The 19,555-nt window shown below is 72.3% G+C and carries 18 protein-coding genes and 1 riboswitch; of the genes, 8 read left to right on the top strand and 10 right to left on the bottom strand.

Annotated elements, in window-relative coordinates; translation table 11 throughout:
• Window positions 1-99 precede the first annotated feature (99 nt).
• Both murQ and ABZ354_RS07105 read left to right on the top strand, forming a co-directional pair.
• Complete coding sequence (gene murQ, locus ABZ354_RS07110) at window positions 100-1,041, top strand: N-acetylmuramic acid 6-phosphate etherase (protein ID WP_358653825.1); 942 nt, start codon at window positions 100-102, stop codon at window positions 1,039-1,041.
• A gap of 219 nt (window positions 1,042-1,260) precedes the next feature.
• A complete protein-coding gene (locus ABZ354_RS07105) occupies window positions 1,261-1,830 on the top strand; it encodes a hypothetical protein (RefSeq protein ID WP_358653823.1) in 570 nt (189 codons plus the stop codon).
• Window positions 1,831-1,839: 9 nt separating this feature from the next.
• On the opposite strand, the gene ABZ354_RS07100 is transcribed toward ABZ354_RS07105, so the two are convergent.
• From ABZ354_RS07100 to thrC, 5 genes are all read right to left on the bottom strand, one after another.
• Window positions 1,840-2,973, bottom strand: coding sequence for an NADH:flavin oxidoreductase (locus tag ABZ354_RS07100; protein WP_358653821.1), 1,134 nt, complete (start codon window positions 2,971-2,973; stop codon window positions 1,840-1,842).
• Window positions 2,974-3,210: 237 nt separating this feature from the next.
• Window positions 3,211-4,833 carry a chaperonin GroEL gene (gene groL / locus ABZ354_RS07095; RefSeq protein WP_358653819.1) on the bottom strand — a complete coding sequence of 541 codons (1,623 nt, stop codon included), beginning with the start codon at window positions 4,831-4,833 and terminating at the stop codon, window positions 3,211-3,213.
• A gap of 389 nt (window positions 4,834-5,222) precedes the next feature.
• Window positions 5,223-5,426: a cold-shock protein gene (locus tag ABZ354_RS07090; protein ID WP_010035953.1), complete on the bottom strand. Its 204-nt coding sequence runs from the start codon at window positions 5,424-5,426 to the stop codon at window positions 5,223-5,225.
• A gap of 414 nt (window positions 5,427-5,840) precedes the next feature.
• The gene (locus tag ABZ354_RS07085) at window positions 5,841-6,119 is read right to left on the bottom strand and encodes a MoaD/ThiS family protein (protein ID WP_358653817.1); all 279 of its coding nucleotides are present in this window, start codon (window positions 6,117-6,119) and stop codon (window positions 5,841-5,843) included.
• Window positions 6,116-7,405, bottom strand: a complete 1,290-nt coding sequence (gene thrC, locus ABZ354_RS07080) for a threonine synthase (protein ID WP_358653816.1) — start codon at window positions 7,403-7,405, stop codon at window positions 6,116-6,118. Before thrC ends, ABZ354_RS07085 begins: the two co-directional genes overlap by 4 nt.
• A gap of 18 nt (window positions 7,406-7,423) precedes the next feature.
• Window positions 7,424-7,579, bottom strand: a riboswitch (SAM riboswitch).
• A 178-nt stretch (window positions 7,580-7,757) separates the two neighbouring features.
• Here thrC and ABZ354_RS07075 point away from each other — a divergent pair.
• Together ABZ354_RS07075 and ABZ354_RS07070 are read left to right on the top strand one after the other, a co-directional pair.
• On the top strand, window positions 7,758-8,702 hold the full coding sequence (locus ABZ354_RS07075; RefSeq protein WP_358653814.1) for a glucosyl-3-phosphoglycerate synthase: 945 nt from the start codon (window positions 7,758-7,760) through the stop codon (window positions 8,700-8,702).
• A gap of 107 nt (window positions 8,703-8,809) precedes the next feature.
• Window positions 8,810-10,222: a trehalose-6-phosphate synthase gene (locus ABZ354_RS07070; RefSeq protein WP_358653812.1), complete on the top strand. Its 1,413-nt coding sequence runs from the start codon at window positions 8,810-8,812 to the stop codon at window positions 10,220-10,222.
• A 39-nt stretch (window positions 10,223-10,261) separates the two neighbouring features.
• Here ABZ354_RS07070 and otsB read toward each other — a convergent pair whose 3' ends face one another.
• Entirely contained in the window at window positions 10,262-11,131 is an 870-nt protein-coding gene (gene otsB, locus ABZ354_RS07065; RefSeq protein WP_358653810.1) for a trehalose-phosphatase, read from the bottom strand.
• 27 nt (window positions 11,132-11,158) lie between these two features.
• Window positions 11,159-11,425 (bottom strand): DUF3263 domain-containing protein, encoded by a 267-nt coding sequence (locus tag ABZ354_RS07060; protein WP_358653808.1) that lies wholly within the window; start codon window positions 11,423-11,425, stop codon window positions 11,159-11,161.
• Window positions 11,426-11,628: 203 nt separating this feature from the next.
• On the opposite strand from ABZ354_RS07060, the gene ABZ354_RS07055 reads away from it, so the two are divergent.
• The 3 genes from ABZ354_RS07055 to ABZ354_RS07045 all read left to right on the top strand — a co-directional run bounded on the left by ABZ354_RS07055 (window position 11,629) and on the right by ABZ354_RS07045 (window position 14,826).
• Window positions 11,629-12,606, top strand: a complete 978-nt coding sequence (locus tag ABZ354_RS07055; RefSeq protein ID WP_358653806.1) for an ROK family protein — start codon at window positions 11,629-11,631, stop codon at window positions 12,604-12,606.
• Window positions 12,606-13,793, top strand: coding sequence for an N-acetylglucosamine-6-phosphate deacetylase (gene nagA, locus ABZ354_RS07050; protein ID WP_358653804.1), 1,188 nt, complete (start codon window positions 12,606-12,608; stop codon window positions 13,791-13,793). The genes ABZ354_RS07055 and nagA overlap by 1 nt, the downstream gene beginning before the upstream one ends.
• 103 nt (window positions 13,794-13,896) lie before the next feature.
• Window positions 13,897-14,826, top strand: coding sequence for a 1-phosphofructokinase family hexose kinase (locus ABZ354_RS07045; RefSeq protein WP_358653802.1), 930 nt, complete (start codon window positions 13,897-13,899; stop codon window positions 14,824-14,826).
• Between the two features lie 217 nt (window positions 14,827-15,043).
• On the opposite strand, the gene ABZ354_RS07040 is transcribed toward ABZ354_RS07045, so the two are convergent.
• Together ABZ354_RS07040 and cdgB are read right to left on the bottom strand one after the other, a co-directional pair.
• Window positions 15,044-16,021 (bottom strand): carbohydrate-binding protein, encoded by a 978-nt coding sequence (locus ABZ354_RS07040; protein WP_358653800.1) that lies wholly within the window; start codon window positions 16,019-16,021, stop codon window positions 15,044-15,046.
• 121 nt (window positions 16,022-16,142) lie between these two features.
• A complete protein-coding gene (gene cdgB / locus ABZ354_RS07035; RefSeq protein ID WP_358653798.1) occupies window positions 16,143-17,804 on the bottom strand; it encodes a diguanylate cyclase CdgB in 1,662 nt (553 codons plus the stop codon).
• Window positions 17,805-18,259: 455 nt separating this feature from the next.
• Between cdgB and ABZ354_RS07030 the strand changes: the two genes are divergently transcribed.
• Complete coding sequence (locus ABZ354_RS07030) at window positions 18,260-18,814, top strand: flavin reductase family protein (protein WP_358654319.1); 555 nt, start codon at window positions 18,260-18,262, stop codon at window positions 18,812-18,814.
• 178 nt (window positions 18,815-18,992) lie between these two features.
• Here the strand turns inward: ABZ354_RS07030 and arfB are convergent, their stop codons facing one another.
• Complete coding sequence (gene arfB / locus ABZ354_RS07025) at window positions 18,993-19,421, bottom strand: alternative ribosome rescue aminoacyl-tRNA hydrolase ArfB (protein ID WP_358653796.1); 429 nt, start codon at window positions 19,419-19,421, stop codon at window positions 18,993-18,995.
• Between the last annotated feature and the right edge of the window lie 134 nt (window positions 19,422-19,555).

Below are 19,555 nucleotides of genomic sequence, written 5' to 3'. Positions count from 1 at the left end.
GCCCGGCCGGGCCCGCTCACCTCCCGCACCCCTGCTCGTCTCCCGCAACCCCTCACCCCCCGCCGTACGCACGAGAGACACGAGAGAGCCGCCGCTTTCATGACCTCCTCCACGTCCGACAACCACCACCTCAGAGCTCAGCTGGAGACGCTGCCGACCGAGGCGTTCCGTCCGGAACTCGCCGACATCGACCGGCTGCCCACCCTCGACATCACGCGCCTGATGAACGGCGAGGACGCCACCGTGCCCGCCGCCGTCGCCGAGCGGCTGCCGCAGATCGCCGCCGCGATCGACGCCGTGGCCGAGCGGATGGCGGACGGCGGGCGGCTGATCTACGCGGGCGCGGGCACGGCGGGCCGGCTGGGCGTGCTGGACGCCTCCGAGTGCCCGCCCACCTTCAACACGGACCCCTCGCGGGTCGTCGGCCTGATCGCGGGCGGCCCGTCGGCCATGGTGACGTCCGTGGAGGGCGCGGAGGACTCCCGGGAGTTCGCGCGCGCCGACCTGGACGCCATCGGGGTGAGCGCCGCCGACGCGGTGGTCGGCATCTCCGCGTCCGGGCGCACCCCGTACGCGGTCGGCGCCGTCGAGCACGCCCGCGCGCTGGGCGCCCTGACCATCGGCCTGGCCTGCAACCCGGACAGCGCGCTGGCCGCCGCCGCCGAGCACGGCATCGAGGTCGTCGTCGGCCCCGAGCTGGTCACCGGCTCCACCCGGCTGAAGGCCGGCACGGCGCAGAAGCTGGTCCTCAACATGATCTCGACGATCACGATGATCCGGCTGGGCAAGACGTACGGGAACCTGATGGTCGACGTCCGCGCCTCCAACGAGAAGCTGCGCGCCCGCTCCCGCCGCATCGTGCGGCTGGCGACGGGCGCCTCCGACGGCGAGATCGAGGCGGCCCTGACGGCCACCGACGGCGAGGTGAAGAACGCGATCCTGACGATTCTCGCCGACGTCGACGCCCCGACGGCGTCCCGCCTGCTGGCGGAGACGGACGGCCACCTGCGGCGGGCACTGGCGCACCCGGCGGCGGACTGACCCCACCCCGGACCGGGTCCGGCCCCCTGCCGGACCGGGCCCGGACGGGCGCCGGACCGTGTCCCGGACGGGCGCCGGGCCGTGTCCCGGACGGGCGCCGGGCCGTGTCCCGGACGGGCGCCGGATCGACAAACACGCCCGATGCGCGGAGTCTGGTGTCGCCCGCCACCGCGCCGGGCGCCGTAACGACCGTCAGCCCGAGGACGCAGCCGACCCGCCATGAACCACGCCCAGCTCACCGCCCTAGGCCGTGCTCTCCGTGTGCTCGGGGAGCACGGCGAGGCACTGACCGCCGACACGCCCGACGCCAAGCTGCACGAGGTCAAGGCCGACCTGCGGCGGGCGCTCGACCTGCTGGAGGAGAGCGTCACCGGTGGCACGCCCACCACCCGCTGCCCCGAGCACCCGAGCGGTCCCGTGGACACGGCCGCGCCCGACCTGTGCCTGCTGTGCGAGACGCGGCGCAGGGCGGCCCGCCGTGCCGGGTACGCCGGCGGCGCTCCGCAGGCCCGGCCCGCGGAGCCCGCGCAGTCCCGGTACGGCGTCCGCGCGGACCGGCCGCAGCCCCAGCAGCGCTGGCTGCCGGAGCTGTGGAACGGCCGCGAGTGGCAGCTGTGCGGCACCCCGCGCCGGGACCGCCGCGAGGCCGAGGCGTACATCGCCGCCCAGCGGCGCGCGCCCCGCGCGGCGACGGCGTACCGCCTCGTCCACGAGTTCACCGACTACGAGGTCGTCCGCGTGTGGGGCACGCCGGTACGGACCGACACCGAACCGATGGGCAACCTGTAGGGCCCCGCCTCAGCTCAGGGTCTTCAACGCCGCCGGGTCGTACGGCGCCAGCTCGTCCAGGCGCCCGTCGAGGACCTTGCGGGCCCACAGCGGGTCCTGGAGCAGGGCGCGCCCGACGGCCACCAGGTCGAACTCGTCGCGCTCCAGCCGGTCGAGCAGGTTGTCGAGGTCGCCCAGCTCGGCCCCCTGCCCCTGGAACGCCTTGATGAAGTCACCGTTGAGGCCGACCGAGCCGACCGTGAGGGTGGTCCGGCCGGTGAGCTTCTTCGTCCAGCCGGCCAGGTTGAGGTCCGAGCCCTCGAACTCCGGCTCCCAGTAGCGGCGCGTGGACGCGTGGAAGGCGTCGACACCGGCCGCGGTGAGCGGGGCGAGGATCGCCTCCAGCTCCTCGGGGGTCCCGGCCAGACGGGCGTCGTAGGCGTCCTGCTTCCACTGCGAGTAGCGGAAGAGGACCGGGAAGCCGGGGGAGACGGCACCGCGGACGGCGGCCACGATCTCCGCGGCGAACTTCGTCCGCGCCACCGGGTCGCCGCCGTAGGCGTCGGTACGGCGGTTGGTGCCCGCCCACAGGAACTGGTCGACGAGGTAGCCGTGCGCGCCGTGCACCTCGACGCCGTCGAAGCCGATGCGCTCGGCGTCGGCGGCGGCCTGCGCGAAGGCGCCGATCACGGCGTCCAGGTCGGCCTGGGTCATCGTCCTGCCGGTGGGCTCGACGGCGCCGATGCGCAGCCCGGACGGGCCGACGGCCGGGGCCTCGGGGTACGGGGCCTCGCCTTCGCTGCGGACCATGCCGATGTGCCACAGCTGCGGCACGATCGTGCCCCCCGCCGCGTGCACCGCGTCGGCGACCTTCGCCCAGCCCGCGAGCTGCTCCTCGCCGTGGAACCGCGGCACGCGGTCGCTCTGCCCGGCCGACTCGTGCCCGACGTACGTCCCCTCGGTGATGATCAGGCCGACACCGGCGGCGGCGCGGCGCCCGTAGTACGCCACGACGTCCTCGCCGGGCACGCCTCCCGGGGAGAACATGCGGGTCATGGGTGCCATCGCGATGCGGTTCGGGACGGTCAGGCCGTTGATGCCGACCGGGCGGGAGAGGATCTCGGCGGCGCGGGAGGCGGTGGTCTCGGTGGCGGGGGTGGCCATGTGGGGACTCCTCGGATGTCGACGCCGGTGCGGCCCGGAGACAGGGCCGGACCGACTGGTATGTGCACACGCATACAATGGCACACTGCCCTCAACCGACACCCCGGGGCACGGCATTCCACCACCCCGCCGGGCACCCCGTGATCCGGAACACGCCCGAGGGCGGCACCCCCCTGACGTACGGGGAGTGCCGCCCTCGGTCGTGAGACGAACGGACGGGTCCGATCCTCGGAAGGATCAGAAGTCCATGTCACCGCCCGGCATGCCGCCACCGGCGGGCGCGGCGGCCTTCTCCGGCTTGTCGGCGATGACGGCCTCGGTGGTGAGGAACAGCGCGGCGATGGAGGCGGCGTTCTGCAGAGCGGAACGGGTCACCTTCGCCGGGTCGATGATGCCCTCGGCGATCATGTCGACGTACTCACCGGTCGCGGCGTTCAGACCGTGGCCGACGGTGAGGTTGCGGACCTTCTCCACGACGACGCCGCCCTCGAGACCACCGTTGACGGCGATCTGCTTCAGCGGGGCCTCCAGCGCGAGCTTCACGGCGTTGGCGCCGGTCGCCTCGTCACCGTCGAGCTCCAGCTTCTCGAAGACCTGGGAGGCCTGCAGCAGGGCCACGCCACCACCGGCGACGATGCCCTCCTCGACGGCCGCCTTGGCGTTGCGCACGGCGTCCTCGATGCGGTGCTTGCGCTCCTTGAGCTCCACCTCGGTGGCGGCACCGGCCTTGATGACCGCGACGCCGCCGGCGAGCTTCGCCAGGCGCTCCTGCAGCTTCTCGCGGTCGTAGTCCGAGTCGCTGTTCTCGATCTCGGCGCGGATCTGGTTCACGCGGCCCTGGACCTGGTCGGCCGAGCCCGAACCGTCGACGATGGTGGTCTCGTCCTTGGTGATGACCACCTTGCGGGCCTTGCCCAGCAGGTCGAGGGTGGCGTTCTCCAGCTTGAGACCGACCTCCTCGGAGATGACCTCGCCGCCCGTGAGGATGGCGATGTCGCCGAGCATGGCCTTGCGGCGGTCGCCGAAGCCCGGGGCCTTGACGGCGACGGACTTGAAGGTGCCGCGGATCTTGTTGACGACCAGCGTCGACAGGGCCTCGCCCTCGACGTCCTCGGCGATGATCAGCAGCGGCTTGCCGGACTGCATGACCTTCTCGAGGAGCGGCAGCAGGTCCTTGACGTTGCTGATCTTCGAGTTGGCGATCAGGATGTACGGGTCGTCGAGGACGGCCTCCATACGCTCCATGTCGGTGGCGAAGTACGCCGAGATGTAGCCCTTGTCGAAGCGCATACCCTCGGTGAGTTCCAGCTCCAGACCGAAGGTCTGGGACTCCTCGACGGTGATGACGCCTTCCTTGCCGACCTTGTCCATGGCCTCGGCGATGAGCTCGCCGATCTGGGTGTCGGCGGCGGAGATGGAGGCCGTGGAGGCGATCTGCTCCTTGGTCTCGACGTCCTTCGCCTGCTCCAGCAGGGCGGCGGAGACGGCCTCGACGGCCTTCTCGATACCGCGCTTCAGGGCCATCGGGTTGGCACCGGCCGCGACGTTGCGCAGGCCTTCCTTGACCAGGGCCTGCGCGAGAACGGTCGCGGTGGTCGTACCGTCACCGGCGACGTCGTCCGTCTTCTTGGCGACTTCCTTGACCAGCTCGGCGCCGATCTTCTCGTACGGGTCCTCGAGCTCGATCTCCTTGGCGATGGACACACCGTCGTTGGTGATCGTGGGGGCGCCCCACTTCTTCTCGAGGACGACGTTGCGGCCCTTGGGGCCGAGCGTCACCTTGACGGCGTCCGCGAGCTGGTTCATGCCGCGCTCGAGGCCGCGCCGCGCCTCCTCGTCGAACGCGATGATCTTGGCCATGTGAAGTGGTCCCTCCAGGACTGGGGGTGATTCCTTCGGACCGCGCCCGCGCCCGCGACGGACGGCTCGCCGGCCTGGTGGTTCCTTCCCCACCCGGCCTGCGGGCCTCACCGACCCGGTCCTTACGTTGTCACTCTCACCTTCAGAGTGCTAACGCCAATGATTAGCACTCGACCCCCGAGAGTGCAAGGTGCGCTCGCGCGGCGGGTGCTTGTCGAAGGTGGCGGTCGGGTGACGGGGGCGCGAGCACGGGGGGATCCCGGGAGGGCGCTCGGCCGCGCGCACGGCGCACGCACGACCCCCGGCCGGTTCCGGGCACGACGAAGGGCCCGTACCCGGAGGTACGGACCCTTCGTCGTGAAGACCGGTGTGCGGTTGGTCGCGCGCGTTCAGGCAGAGACGCGGACCATGTCGGCCTGCGGGCCCTTCTGACCCTGCGAGATCTCGAACTCGACCCGCTGGCCCTCTTCCAGGGTGCGGTAGCCGTCCATCTGGATCGCGCTGTAGTGGACGAAAACATCCGCACCACCGTCGACCGCGATGAAGCCGTACCCCTTCTCCGCGTTGAACCACTTGACGGTGCCCTGAGCCATGCCTAACTCCCCTATTACTGGCCCTTGCACAGATCCGCACTTCGCGAACCCGGGTCAGACCTCACCCGCCACGGTGGGGGTGTGCGCCGGAACGCGTCGACCGCGGCCGAATGTATCTGCACAACTGCCGTCTGCAACAGGTCAATCGGACGAGAAATCTGGACGGCCGCGGTCCGGAACTAAGGGAGAATCCATCCGCATTCAGGGCAAGTCGGGCCACACAAAAGGCGCGAAAGTTACAAAGAAACCACACACTTTGGCTACTTCTTATCGCCTGCGGAACCGGGGCACATATGCACTTGGCATAAGAAGCACAGCCGGTTCCCCAACTCTACCGTGTTCAACCCTCCAGAATTGCCCTCTCCGTTTCTCCTTGCGGAGAGGGCAATTCTGGGAACGGGACGTGAGCGGGGCTCAGCAGCCGCCGGCCACCGCCGGGATGATGGAGACGCCGACGCCGTCGGGCGTGGCGGTCTCCAGGCCCTGCTCGAAGCGGACGTCGTCGTCGTCGACGTACACGTTCACGAAGCGGCGCAGCCTGCCCTTGTCGTCGAGGACGCGGGCGGCGATGCCGGTGTGGTTCTTCTCCAGGTCGGTGATGACCTCGCCGAGGGTGGCGCCCTCGGCGGCGACCTCGGCCCGCCCGCCGGTGTAGGTGCGCAGGATGGTGGGGATGCGAACGGTCACGCTCATGCGAGGCCAGCCTCTCGGAAGGAGTCCAGGTTCGGGCGGATGGTGGCGGTGAGGCCGGTGCCGGCCACCGCGTCGAGGGTCTTGAGGCCGTCGCCGGTGTTCAGGACGACGGTCGTCAGCGCCGGGTCGAGGACGCCGTTCTCGATCAGCTTGCGGGTGACTCCCACGGTCACGCCACCGGCGGTCTCCGCGAAGATGCCCTCGGTGCGGGCGAGCACCTTGATCGCGTCGACGATCTGCTCGTCGGTGACGTCCTCCACGGCCCCGCCGGTACGCCGCGCGATGTCGAGGACGTACGGCCCGTCGGCGGGATTGCCGATGGCGAGGGACTTGGCGATGGTGTCCGGCTTCTGCGGGCGCACGACGTCGTGCCCGGCCTTGAAGGCGGCGGACACCGGCGAGCAGCCCTCGGCCTGCGCGCCGAAGATCTTGTACGGCTTGTCCTCGACGAGCCCGAGACCGATGAGCTCCTTGAGTCCCTTGTCGATCTTCGTCAGCTGGGAGCCGGAGGCGATGGGCACGACGAGCTGGTCGGGCAGCCGCCACCCGAGCTGCTCGCAGATCTCGTACGCGAGGGTCTTGGACCCCTCGGCGTAGTAGGGCCGCAAATTGACGTTGACGAAGCCCCAGCCCTCGCCGGCCGGGTCGCCGATCAGCTCGGAGCAGAAGCGGTTCACGTCGTCGTAGTTGCCCTCGATGCCGACGAGCTCGCCGCCGTAGACCGCGGCCATGACGACCTTGCCCTGCTCCAGGTCGTGCGGGATGAACACGCAGGACCGGAAACCGGCGCGGGCGGCGGCGGCGCCGACGGCACCGGCGAGGTTGCCGGTGGAGGAGCAGGACAGCGTGGTGAAGCCGAAGGCGCGGGCGGCCTCGATGGCCTGGGCGACGACGCGGTCCTTGAAGGAGTGGGTCGGGTTGCCGGAGTCGTCCTTGACGAAGAGCTTGCCGGCGTCCACGCCCAGCTCGCGGGCGAGGTTGTCGGCCCGGACGAGCTTGGTCCAGCCGGGGTTGATGTTCGGCTTGTCCGCCACGTCGGCGGGGACGGGCAGCAGCGGGGCGTAACGCCAGATGTTCGCGGGGCCCGCCGTGATGCGCTTCCGCAGTTCCTCGGTGTCGTACGCCGAGAAGTCGTAGGCGATCTCCAGCGGGCCGAAACACTCCTCGCACGCGAATACCGGGCCGAGGGGCACGCGGTGGCCGCACTCGCGGCAGGACAGCGCGGCGGCGGGGCCGAGGTCTACGGCGGCGGAATTCGTGGTGCTCGCGACAGTTTGCACAGCCATGTGAGGCGAGGCCCTTTCTCCTCATCTTCCTCACGGCGCATCTCGCCGTGAGACGGATTTGGCACCTTCCCTAGCCGGGAGCCTCGCGGTGGCGATCGACAATGATCTACGAGACCGGCTGGAGGGTTGCCGGGGCTTCATCGGGCCGTTTCCCTCTGCCCCTCTGGATGAGCAATATGTGGTTGTTGATCACGCGGACGACGGGTGGGATGACCCCGGTATGCGATGGTCATCCGCGTTGTTCAAGACTGTAACCGACAGCCCGGATGATCGAGACAGTCGTCCGCACCGCGAGATGGATCACCGAGCTCGCCGACCGAATGCCGAGAGAACGCGAAGGAGCCTTTCGACCGTGCTGGAAGAAGTCGAGCGCTGGCTGGCCGCACGCTCCTGGTCCGCCGCCGATCGCCCGCTCCACCGGCTGCTGGCCGCGAAGCGTGCCACGGGCCAGACGGTCAGCGTGGTCCTGCCCGCGCTGAACGAGGAGGAGACGGTCGGCGAGATCGTGACGACGATCCGCCGTGACCTGATGTGTGAGGCACCCCTCGTGGACGAGGTCGTCGTGGTCGACTCGGCCTCCACGGACCGCACCGCGCAGGTGGCGGCACGGGCGGGCGCGCGGGTCGTCCACCGCGACGAGATCCTGCCCCGCGTCCCGGCGGTGCCCGGCAAGGGCGAGGTGCTGTGGCGCTCGCTGCTCGTGACGCGGGGAGACATCGTCTGCTTCGTCGACGCCGACCTCAGGGACTTCTCCCCGGACTTCGTGTCGGGCACCGTCGGCCCGCTGCTCACGGACCCCGGCGTGGACCTGGTCAAGGCGATGTACGACCGGCCGCTCGGCGCGGCGGACGGCCAGGGCGGCCGGGTCACCGAGCTGATGGCGCGCCCGCTGCTGAACATGCACTGGCCGCGGCTGGCGGGCTTCGTCCAGCCACTGGGCGGCGAGTACGCGGCCCGCCGCGCCCTCCTGGAACGACTGCCGTTCCCCGTCGGCTACGGCGTGGAACTGGGCATGCTCGTCGACGCCCTGCACCTGGTGGGCCTGGACGCGCTGGCACAGGTCGACGTCGGCGTCCGCAGGCACCGTCACCAGGACGGCCGGGCCCTGGGCCGCATGTCGGCGGCGATCTACCGCACGGCCCAGCTCCGCCTGACCCGCGGCCACCTGGTCCGCCCCGTGCTCACCCAGTTCGAACGGGGCGAGGACGGCTTCGAGCCGCGCACGTTCCCGGTCGACACGGAGGAGCGCCCGCCGATGATCGAGATCCCGGAGTACGCGGAACGCCGGGTCGCGTGACGGCGCCCGGAGGCCGGGCACGGGGCCGTGCACGGCATCCGTACACGACGAGCCACGCGGCCGAACCGTACGTTTGAGCGTTTCCCGGCCGGGCTAGGTTGAGGCTTATGGCTTCACCGCAGACTGCTGCTCAGGGTGCCCGGGTGCTGGTCGCGTCGAACCGCGGCCCGGTCTCGTACGACGTGGGCGAGGACGGTTCGCTTCGGGCGAAACGCGGTGGCGGCGGGCTGGTCTCCGGCCTGTCCGCGATCGGCTCCGACGCGGACGCGCTGTGGGTGTGCTCGGCCCTGTCCGACGGCGACCGCGAGGCGGTACGACGCGGGGTGGGCGAGCCGGGCGTGCGGATGCTGGACATCGCGGCGGACGTGCACGCCGACGCGTACAACGGCATCGCGAACTCGGTGCTGTGGTTCGTGCACCACATGCTCTACCAGACCCCGCTGGAACCGGTCTTCGACGCGGAGTTCCGCCGCCGCTGGACGTCGTACGAGACGTACAACCGGGCCTTCGCCGAGGCGCTGGCGCAGGAGGCGGCGCAGGGGGCGTCGGTGGTGGTCCAGGACTACCACCTCACCCTCGTGCCGGGTTTGCTGCGCGCACTGCGCCCGGACCTGAGGATCGGCCACTTCTCGCACACGCCGTGGGCGCCCCCGGAGTACTTCGGGATGCTGCCGGACGACATCGCCGCCCAGGTGCTGCGGGGCATGCTGGGCGCCGACCGCCTCGGCTTCCTCACGCACCGCTGGGCGGACGCGTTCACGGCGTGCTGCGAGGCGTTCGCCGGCGGGACCGGGGGCACCCGGATCGGCGTGCACGGCCTGGGGGTCGACGCGGACTTCCTGCGCGGGCGAGCCCACGAGGCGGACGTCGAGGAACGTCTTCGGGGACTGCGCGAGGAGATCGGCGCGTCGCCCGACGGCACGCCGCGCCGCACGATCGTCCGGGTGGACCGCACGGAACTGTCGAAGAACATCGTGCGGGGCCTGCTGGCCTACCGGCAGTTGCTGACGGACCACCCGGAATGGCGGGAGCGGGTGGCGCACGTCGCCTTCGCGTACCCGTCGCGGCAGGACCTCGCGGTGTACCGGGAGTACATGGCGGAGGTGCGGCGGGTGGCCGACGAGATCAACTCGTCCTTCGGCACGCCCGGTTGGACACCGGTGGTCCTGCACCTGAAGGACGACTTCGCCCGCTCCCTGGCGGCCTACCGGCTGGCCGACGTGGCCCTGGTGAACCCCATCCGGGACGGCATGAACCTCGTGGCGAAGGAGGTCCCGCTGCTGTCCGACGGCGGCTGCGCGCTGGTGCTGTCGCGGGAGGCCGGGGCGTACGAGGAGCTGGGCGAGGACGCGATCGGGGTGAACCCGTACGACGTGGTGGGAACGGCGGGGGCGCTGCACGAGGCGTTGACGATGCCGGTGGGTGAGCGGGGGGAGCGGGCGAAGCGGTTGTCGGCCGCGGCGACGGCGCTGCCGCCCACGCGGTGGTTCCTGGACCAGCTGGAGGCGTTGCGGGGCTGAGCCGGGCGGGGCCGTCCACCGAGCCGAGGCGGCCCGGCGTCACGCCAGGCGCGCCGCCAGTGACCCCAACAGCCCCACCACGCCCGCCGGCCCGTCCACGACCACGTCCGCACGCCGCCGAAGCTCGGGCGCCTCGTCGCTGCCGCTGCACACCAGAAGCCCCGGAGTGCCCGCCTCCCGGAGCCGGTCGACGGCCGAGAACGCGGGCAGGTCCCCCAGGTCGTCGCCCCCGTACAGCACGGACTCCGCCCCGATGGACCGCACGTAGTCGGTCAGCGCCACGCCCTTGTCCATCCCCGGCGGCCGAAGCTCCAGCACCAGACGCCCCGGCTCCACGATCAGCCCGTGCCGGGCCGCCAGCCCGGCCAACGGCGACCGCAGTGCCTCGAACGCCGCCTGCGGACGGTCGGCCCGCCGCGTATGAACGGCCACGGCGTGCCCCTTCTCCTCGACTCCGGCGCCGTCGGCCACCGCCACCCCCGCCAGCAGCGCCGGCAACTCCTCCAGCGCCCTGCCGACTCCGGGGTGCGGCTCGGGCGCGAGGAGTTCTCCGCTCGCGGCCTCCCAGCGCTCGGCGCCGTAATGCCCGAGCACCACGAGGTGCTCCAGCCCCGCGACCCCCGCGAAACCCCCGTAGCGCACGGCGACCTCCGCGGGCCGCCCGGTGATCACCGCGACGGCTGCCAGCTTCGGCGCGAGCGCGGCCAGCACCGGCACCGCGTCCGGGTGCGCCCTGGCCTGCTCAGGGTCGGCGACGATCGGCGCGAGCGTCCCGTCGAAGTCGAGGGCGACGACGGCCTTGCCGGGCCGCTTGAGGATGGCGTCGAGGCCACTGCGCCCGGCCGCGGTGGCGGGCGTCGGCAGGGGCCGAGCGGGGTCGGTTTCCGTGAAGTCCGTAGAGCTGCCCATACGGCGACCCTAACCAGGAGGAGCCTGTCACCGCTCGGCGCGCCGAGCGTCCCGTACGCGTCTCAGCCGGTTCACGGTCACGGGGTCGAGGGCCAGCGCGCGCGGATCGTCGAGCAGGGCGTTGAGTAGCTGGTAGTAGCGGACGGGCGCGAGCCCCAGCTCTTCCCGGACGGCCCGCTCCTTCGCGCCGGGCCCGGAGAACCCCCGCCGCTCCAGCGCGAGAATGTCCTGTTCCCGGGTCCCCAAGCCGACGTCCCTCCCCACACCGTCGTCCCTTCCGGAGCCGTCATCCATGCGGCCCACGCTAACGCGAGGCACCGACACGGCGGCCTTCAGAGGTCCGGCCGCGGGCAGGCCGCACGGCCGCACATGGGCGTACGGCCGCACACGGGCCGCACGGGCCGTACCGGCCCCCTGGTGAGGATTGCCGACAGCGCACAAGGTCTCCACACGAAAGTGGACTAGACCTCTTGCGGGTAGGGGGCCACACTGTCCCTGTGAGACATGTCATCGCCCTCGACGTGGGCGGCACCGGGATGAAGGCCGCCCTGCTCGGGGCGGACGGCGAGCTGCTGCACCGGGCCCGCCGGGCGACCGGCCGCGAGCGCGGAGCGGACGCGGTCGTGGCCGGCATCCTCGACTTCGCCGCCGAACTGCACGCGTACGGCACCGAACACCTCGGCGGCCCCGCCGCCGCGGCCGGTGTCGCCGTTCCCGGCATCGTGGACGCCGCGAACGGCGTCGCCGTGTTCGCGGCCAACCTCGGCTGGCGCGACGTACCGCTGCGCGCGCTGCTCGCCGAGCGGCTCGGCGGGGTGCCCGTCGCCCTCGGGCACGACGTGCGCACCGGCGGTCTGGCCGAGGGCCGGGTCGGGGCGGGCCGGGGCGCGGACCGGTTCCTGTTCGTGGCGCTGGGCACCGGCATCGCGGGCGCGATCGGCGTCGAGGGCCGGGTGGAGGCGGGCGCGCACGGCTTCGCGGGCGAGATCGGCCATGTCGTCGTACGGCCGGGCGGCCTGGACTGTCCGTGCGGTCAGCACGGCTGTCTGGAGCGGTACGCGTCGGCCGCGGCGGTCAGCCAGGCCTGGGCCGAGACGTCCGGGGACCCGGACGCGGACGCCGCCGGCTGCGCGAAGGCCGTCGTGGCCGGCGACGAGCGCGCCGTACGGGTCTGGCAGGACGCGGTGGACGCGCTCGCCGACGGCCTGGTCACCGCGCTCACCCTGCTGGACCCGCGCACGCTGATCGTCGGTGGCGGGCTGGCCGAGGCGGGGGAAACCTTGTTCTCACCCCTGCGGGACGCGGTCCGGCGTCGCGTCACCTTCCAGAAGCTGCCGGAGATCGTCCCCGCCGCGCTGGGTGACACGGCGGGCTGCCTGGGCGCCGGGCTGCTCGCCTGGGACCTGCTCGGCACGCGAACTCCCGCGACCACCACCGTGACAGCGACCGCGACTCCCCCGGAGGTAACCACCTGATGGCCGCAAGCAAGGTTCTCGCCGGTGCCCGGGTGGTACTGCCCACCGGGACCGTGGACGACGGCCGCGTGATCGTGGACGGCACGCGCCTCTCGGACACGGCACCGCCCGGGGCCGACGTGCTGGACGTGAGCGGCCACTGGCTGGTCCCCGGCTTCGTCGACATCCACAACCACGGCGGCGGCGGCGCTTCGTTCGCCGGCGGCACCGCCGAGGACGTCCTGAAGGGCGTGCACACCCACCGCCTGCACGGCACGACCACGGTGGTCGCCTCCGCCGTCACCGGCGAGCTGGACTTCCTGGCCCGGCACGCCGGGATGCTCGCGGAGCTGGCCCAGCAGGGCGACATCGCCGGCATCCACTTCGAGGGACCGTTCATCTCCCCCTGCCGCAAGGGCGCGCACAACGAGGAGCTGCTGCGCGAGCCCGACCCGGCCGAGGTGCGCAAGCTGATCGACGCGGCGCACGGCCACGCCCGGATGATGACCCTGGCCACCGAACTGCCGGGCGGCCTGGACTCCGTACGGCTGCTCACCGAGCACGGCGTGATCGCGGCCGTCGGGCACACGGACGCGACGTACGAGCAGACGCTCGCGGCGATCGACGCGGGCGCCACGGTCGCCACCCACCTGTTCAACGCGATGCCGCCGATCGGCCACCGCGCCCCCGGCCCGATCACCGCCCTCCTGCAGGACGAGCGGGTCACGGTCGAGCTGATCAACGACGGCACGCACCTGCACCCCGCGGCCCTGCGGCTGGCCTTCCACCACGCGGGCCGCGACCGCGTGGCCTTCATCACCGACGCGATGGACGCGGCCGGCTTCGGCGACGGCCGCTACATGCTGGGTTCGATGGAGGTGGAGGTCGCGGACGGCGTGGCCCGGCTGGTGGAGGGCGGTTCGATCGCCGGCTCCACACTCACCCTGGACCGCGCGTTCAAGCGGGCGGTGACGGTGGACGGGCTGCCCGTCGGGGACGTCGTCGCGGCGCTCTCCGCGAACCCCGCCCGCCTGCTCGGCCTCGCCGACCGGACCGGCTCCCTGGAACCCGGCAAGGACGCCGACCTCGTGCTGCTGGACGACGCCTTCGACGTGGCGGGCGTCATGCGGCGCGGCGCATGGGTGGTGGAGCCCCGGCTGGACCGGCCGGCGACCGCGGCGACCGCGGAGGCCGGACGACCACGGTGAACGCCCGGCGGGGTCTGGGAGGACAGCCGTGACTTTGGCATGATCGTGGACCGGCAACGGCACGGATTCGGCATCGGCACGCACGAGCGGGAGGTCGGCCCGGGTGATCCTCACGGTCACGCTGAACACCGCTCTCGACATCACCTACCGGGTCCCGGCGCTCACGCCGCACGCCTCCCACCGGGTCTCGGAGGTGACGGAGCGCCCCGGCGGCAAGGGCCTGAACGTGGCCCGGGTCCTCGCTGCCCTCGGGCACCGGGCGACGGTCACGGGTTTCGCGGGCGGCGCCACCGGGCGCGCGGTGCGCGAGCGGCTGGCCGGGACGGCGGGCGTGCTGGACGAGCTGGTGCCGGTCGCAGGGACGACGCGCCGCACGATCGCCGTCGTGGACGGCAGGGCGGGCGCCACGACCCAGCTCAACGAGCCGGGCCCGGCCGTCTCACCCGCAGAGTGGTCGGCCCTCCAGGCCACCTACGAGCGTCTCCTGGCGTCGGCGTCGGCCGTGGCCCTGTGCGGCAGCCTGCCGCCGGGCGTGCCGGTCGGCGCGTACGCGGGTCTGGTGCGCGCGGCCAGGGCCGCGGGCGTCCCGGTCCTGTTGGACACCGGCGGCGCACCGCTGCGCAGGGGCGTGGCGGCCCGGCCGGACATCGTGAAGCCGAACGCGGAGGAGCTGGCCGAGCTGACCGGCTCGCACGAGCCGCTGCGGGCCACGCGGGACGTCCGGCGCCGCGGTGCGCGCACCGTGGTCGCGTCGCTGGGCGGGCGGGGTCTGCTGGCGCTGACCGACGAGGGCCGCTGGCGTGCGGCTCCGCCGGCTCCGGTGCGCGGCAATCCGACGGGCGCCGGCGACTCGGTCTGCGCGGGACTGCTGTCGGGGCTGGCGGAGGGCCTGTCCTGGCCGGACCGCCTGACACGCGCGGTGGCCCTGTCGACGGCGACGGTCCTGTCCCCGACGGCGGGCGACTTCGACCGGCGCGCCTACGAGGAGCTGCTGCCCCGGGTGTCGGTGACACGGGAGGCCGACGCGGCGTAGGGCCTGTCGTTTGGACCGGGCCGGCTGTAAGACAGGGTGCTTCGCGGCCGACCCGAGCGGGGTCTGGTGCGTGCGGCTGCAAGGCGGAGGAGGGCGTCGACGCGGAGCGTCGGCAACCGACGACAACGCGGCAGATGTGCGTGCCGGACCCCGCGACACCGGGGTGATCCAACCGGCAGCCCCTGGCCGCCCGGAGTCGCTGCGGCGGCCCTGGGGCCTACTTCTCGACCTTGCCGGCCTTCAGCCACATCTGGTCCAGCAGGACGTTGCACTTGTCGCCGGCCTGGCAGGACAGGGAGATCGTGTTGGTGCCCTCGGTGAGGGTCGGCCACGCGAAGGTCTGGGTCCAGCCCTTGGCGAAGTCGCCGTCCTTGGCGTGGGCGAAGTTGCTCAGATTGAGTTTGCTGCCGAACGGCTTGCCGTTGACGGTGAGGCTCATGGACTGGTCGTCGTCGGCGGTGCTGTACCGGGTGAACAGCGTGTAGACGCCGTTCTTGGGGATGCCGTCGACGGTCCAGGTGACCGTGGAGCCGGGCTGGTTGAGGTTCGTGACGTAGAAGCCGCCGTCGGACTGGGCGCCCTCGACGTCCGAGGCCGTCACGGCGCCGCCGTCCAGGCGGAGCGCCTTGGCGTCGACCGGCGCCGGCACCTCTGTCTCGTTCTCGCCGTTCTTGCCGGCCGTCTCGCTGGGCCCGGCGCTCTGCTCGGCGGTCGGGGCCGTCGACGGCCCCCCGTCGGCCTTGCCGTCGTCGCCGTCGCTGGAGGTCATGGCGATGCCGATGCCGACGACGACCGCGGCGACGACCGCGACGGCGCCGATCAGCAAACCCTTGGTGTTGGGCCCGCGGCCCCGCCCGCCGCCGCCACCGGGCGACGGATGCTGGACGGTGGGGGCGCCGCCGGGGAAGGTCTCCGGTGCCGCGTAGTGCGCGCTGGGCCTGCCGTGCGCGCCCTGCTGCTGCGGTACGGGGCCGCCGGGCGCCGGCTGCTGCTGGCCGTACTGGCCGTACTGGCCGACTGCGGGGGACTGCTGGCCGTACTGGCGTGTGCCGACAGGTCGCACCCGGTTGACCGAGTTCGGGTAGCCGTACCCACCGGACGGCGGCTGGGCTCCGTTGGCCTGCCCGTCGGCGTACAGGTAGCCGAACGGGTCGTCGTCCTCGGGCGTGCTCGCGCCGTTGTTGCCGGGCGTCATCCCTTGGTCTCCTCAAAACAGGTGCGGTGCGGATGCGGTACGAGTCGTTGATGAGCGAGCCTACCCGCTCCCCATGGCCCGAACGGGTGACTCGCGTCGCATCCTCTCGCCGACCCGGGGGTCAGCCGGCGCGTCGCTGTTGTTTGGGACGAGATCGTTTCTCGACGTACATCCGCTCGTCGGCGGACTTCAGCACTTCGTCCGCCGTCATGCCGCAATGCGCCCAGCCGATGCCGAAACTGGCGCCCACGCGCACCGCCCGGCCCTCCGCCCGGATGGGCTGGATGATCTCGTTGCGCAGCCGCACGGCGAGGTCCTGGGCGTCGGCCCGGCCGAGCCCGTTGGCGAGAATGACGAATTCGTCACCCCCGAGCCGCGCGACCGTGTCACCGTCGCGCACGCCGCGTGACAGTCGCCGGGCGACCTCGATGAGGACGGCGTCGCCCGCGTTGTGCCCGAAGCGGTCGTTGATGGACTTGAAGCCGTCGAGGTCGCAGAAGAGGACCGCGAGCCCCTTGGCCCCGTCGTCGTGGTCGTCCTCGGGGGCGACCGTGTGCACGTGGTGGTCGAAGGCCTCGTACGTCTCCGCCGCCGCCCCGTAGTCGAAGCCGTGGCTGGGGGTGTCGTAGGCGCTGGGGTGGCCGTAGGCCGCGTCGATGGAGTCGGCCATGTCGGCGGACTGCAGCGACTGCGGGCGCCGGCAGAGCCGGGCGGCCAGCCGGGAGCGCAGTTCGGCGGAGTTGGGCAGGCCGGTCAGGGAGTCGTGGGAGGCGCGGTGGGCGAGCTGGAGCTCGCGGCGCTTGCGTTCCTCGATGTCCTCGACGTGGGTGAGCAGGAAGCGCGGCCCGTCCGCGGCGTCGGCGACCACGCTGTTGCGCAGCGACACCCAGACGTACGTGCCGTCGCGGCGTCCGAGGCGCAGTTCGGCGCGCCCGCCCTCGGCGGAGGTGCGCAGCAGGGTGCCGATGTCCTCGGGGTGGACGAGGTCGGAGAAGGAGTAGCGGCGCATCGCGGAGGCGGGGCGGCCCAGCAGGCGGCACAGGGCGTCGTTGGTGCGCAGGATGCGGCCGTGCTGTTCGCCGCCCATCTCGGCGATGGCCATGCCGGAGGGCGCGTACTCGAAGGCCTGCCGGAAGCTCTCCTCGCTGGCGCGCAGGGCCTGCTGTTCGCGCTCGAGGCGGACGAGGGCGCGCTGCATGTTGGAGCGCAGCCGGGCGTTGCTGATGGCGATGGCGGCCTGGAAGGCGTACATCTGGAGGGCCTCGCGGCCCCAGGCGCCGGGCCGGCGGCCGTTGCGCGGGCGGTCCACGGAGAGCACGCCGAGGAGTTCGCCGCTGGAGCCCCCGGGGCCGGGCGAGTACATCGGGGCGAAGAGGCGGTCGGCGGGGTGCCACTCGTCCTCGAAGCGCGGCGCGGGTCCGTCCGTGTACCACTGGGGGACGTCGTCGTCGTCGAGAACCCAGCCCTCGGTGTGGGGTATGAACACCAGCTCACCCCAGCGCTCGCCCATGTTCAGGCGGCGGTTCCACGAATCGCGGGAGCCGACGCGGCCGGTGATGAGGGCTTCTGCGGCGGGGTTCCCGGCGAAGGCTGCGACGACGAGGTCGCCGTCGGGACGGACGAGGTTGACGCACGCCAGCTCGTATCCGAGCGCGCCGACGGCGCCGTCGGCGACGGTCTGCAGCGTGTCCGCCAAACTACGTGCCGTGTTCATCTCGGCCATGCCGCGGTGCAGCTGTCGCAGGGACGCAAGGCGGACATACGGCTCCGACTCGGTCTCCATGCTCGCCCTCCCCCCGAGACCTCGCAGCGAATCAAGGGTTTCTCTTCGGCGTATCGAACTGGCAGCTTCCCCCGCCACTGAATCACAGCGCGCTGCCCACTCGGTACACAGGGTCAACAATTCTCCGCCCTTGTGACCCAAGTCACAGGTCAGGATGAACAATTGGGTGACGTTTCCCCGTTCCTCGTGACTGTTTACTGAGCGCATTTATGCGTGTGCAGTGGCTTTTTTCCCTGCTTTCCGCCGACCGCCCCGCCCCCGCCCCCGCGCACGCCCCCTCAGGGCGCGGAGCGCTCGGGGCCGCACGGCGCGACACTCTCCGTCACCACTCCCGCGACTCGGTCCTCGGTCCTAGGTCCAGGGCGGTCTCGAACGGTCCCCGGGTCCGATGTGGGGCGTACCGGGCGGAGGCTAGCGTTTCCGGCGTGCCGAAGACTTCCCCCGCCCTGTCCCCGATGATCCCCGCGCCCGCCTCCGGGCATCCTGAGGGGGTGACCAACGACGAGTTCCGCGCCGCCATGTCCCGGCTCGCGGCGGGCGTGGTCCTGGTGACCGCGCAGGAGCCGCCGCTCGACGCCGGTGATCCGCAGGCGCCGGACGCCGAGGACGTCGGCATGACGGCGACCGCCTTCGTGTCGGTGTCCCTGGACCCGCCGCTGGTGCTGGTCAGCCTCCGCCTGGGCTCCCGCATGGACGACCTGCTGGACGAGCAGCCGCACTGGGGGGTATCCGTCCTCGCCGAGAGCCAACGTCACATCGCGGGCCGCTTCGCGATGAAGGGCCGCCTCAGCGACCGCCTGCTGTTCGCGGACATCCCGTACGCACGCGGCGAGGTGACCGGCGCGCCCCTGGTGGGCGGCGCCCTGGCCACCCTGGAGTGCCGTACGGAGCAGCGTGTGACCGCCGGTGACCACGTCCTGGTGGTCGGCCGGGTCCTGACGGCCCACCTGCCGAGCGCGGAGGGCGGCCCGCTGCTGTACTTCCGCGGACGCTACCGGCACCTGGGCTGACGCGACGGGCCGGGCGCCCTCCCGGCCGGGCGCCGCAGCGTGCCTCGCGACGGACTGCACACCGCAGACCCGGCGACGGACGGCACCGGAGTCCCGGAGACGGGCGCCGCGACGGACACGGCGACCGGCGCGGCACCGGGCCGCTCGACGGGCGCCGCACCCGGCGGCTCCCGTCCGGCTACGACCAGTTCTTCGGGGAGCGGCCCCGCTTCGTCTCCCCGCGCTGCTTCTTCTCCCGCAGCCGCCGCTCGTTGATGCCGCGCGGGATGCGGGTGGCCCTGCGCGGCCGGGGCGGCGGCGCGGTGGCCTCGGCGAGCAGGGCGGCCAGGCGGACGGCCGCCGCCTCGCGGTTGCGCCACTGGGAGCGGTGCTCGCAGGCGCGGACGGTGACGACGCCGTCGGTCAGGCGCCCGGCCAGCTTCTCCAGTGCCCGCCGCTTCCACACCTCGGGCAGCGCCTGCGTCTTCGCGAGGTCGAAGCGAAGCTCCACCGCGGTGTCGGTGGTGTTGACGTGCTGCCCGCCCGGCCCGGACGAGCGCGAGAAACGCCACAGGAGCTCGGCCTCCGGGAGGGAGACGGAGCCGCGGATGACATGGGGCCCGGACATGCCTCCATGTTCCCGTTCCTGTCCGGTCCGCGTCACCCCGTTTTCGGACCGACAGGTAAAAAAGGTAAAGCCGCTCGGAACCTTCGGTACCCCACGCGGCGTTCATAGAGGTAGCTGTAGCTTCGTGCCGTACG

This window comes from Streptomyces sp. NPDC005925, assembly GCF_040638805.1.
Classification (GTDB): Bacteria; Actinomycetota; Actinomycetes; order Streptomycetales; family Streptomycetaceae; genus Streptomyces.
Note: the sequence above shows the minus strand (reverse complement) of the source record. Positions and strands in the feature narration are given on the sequence as shown.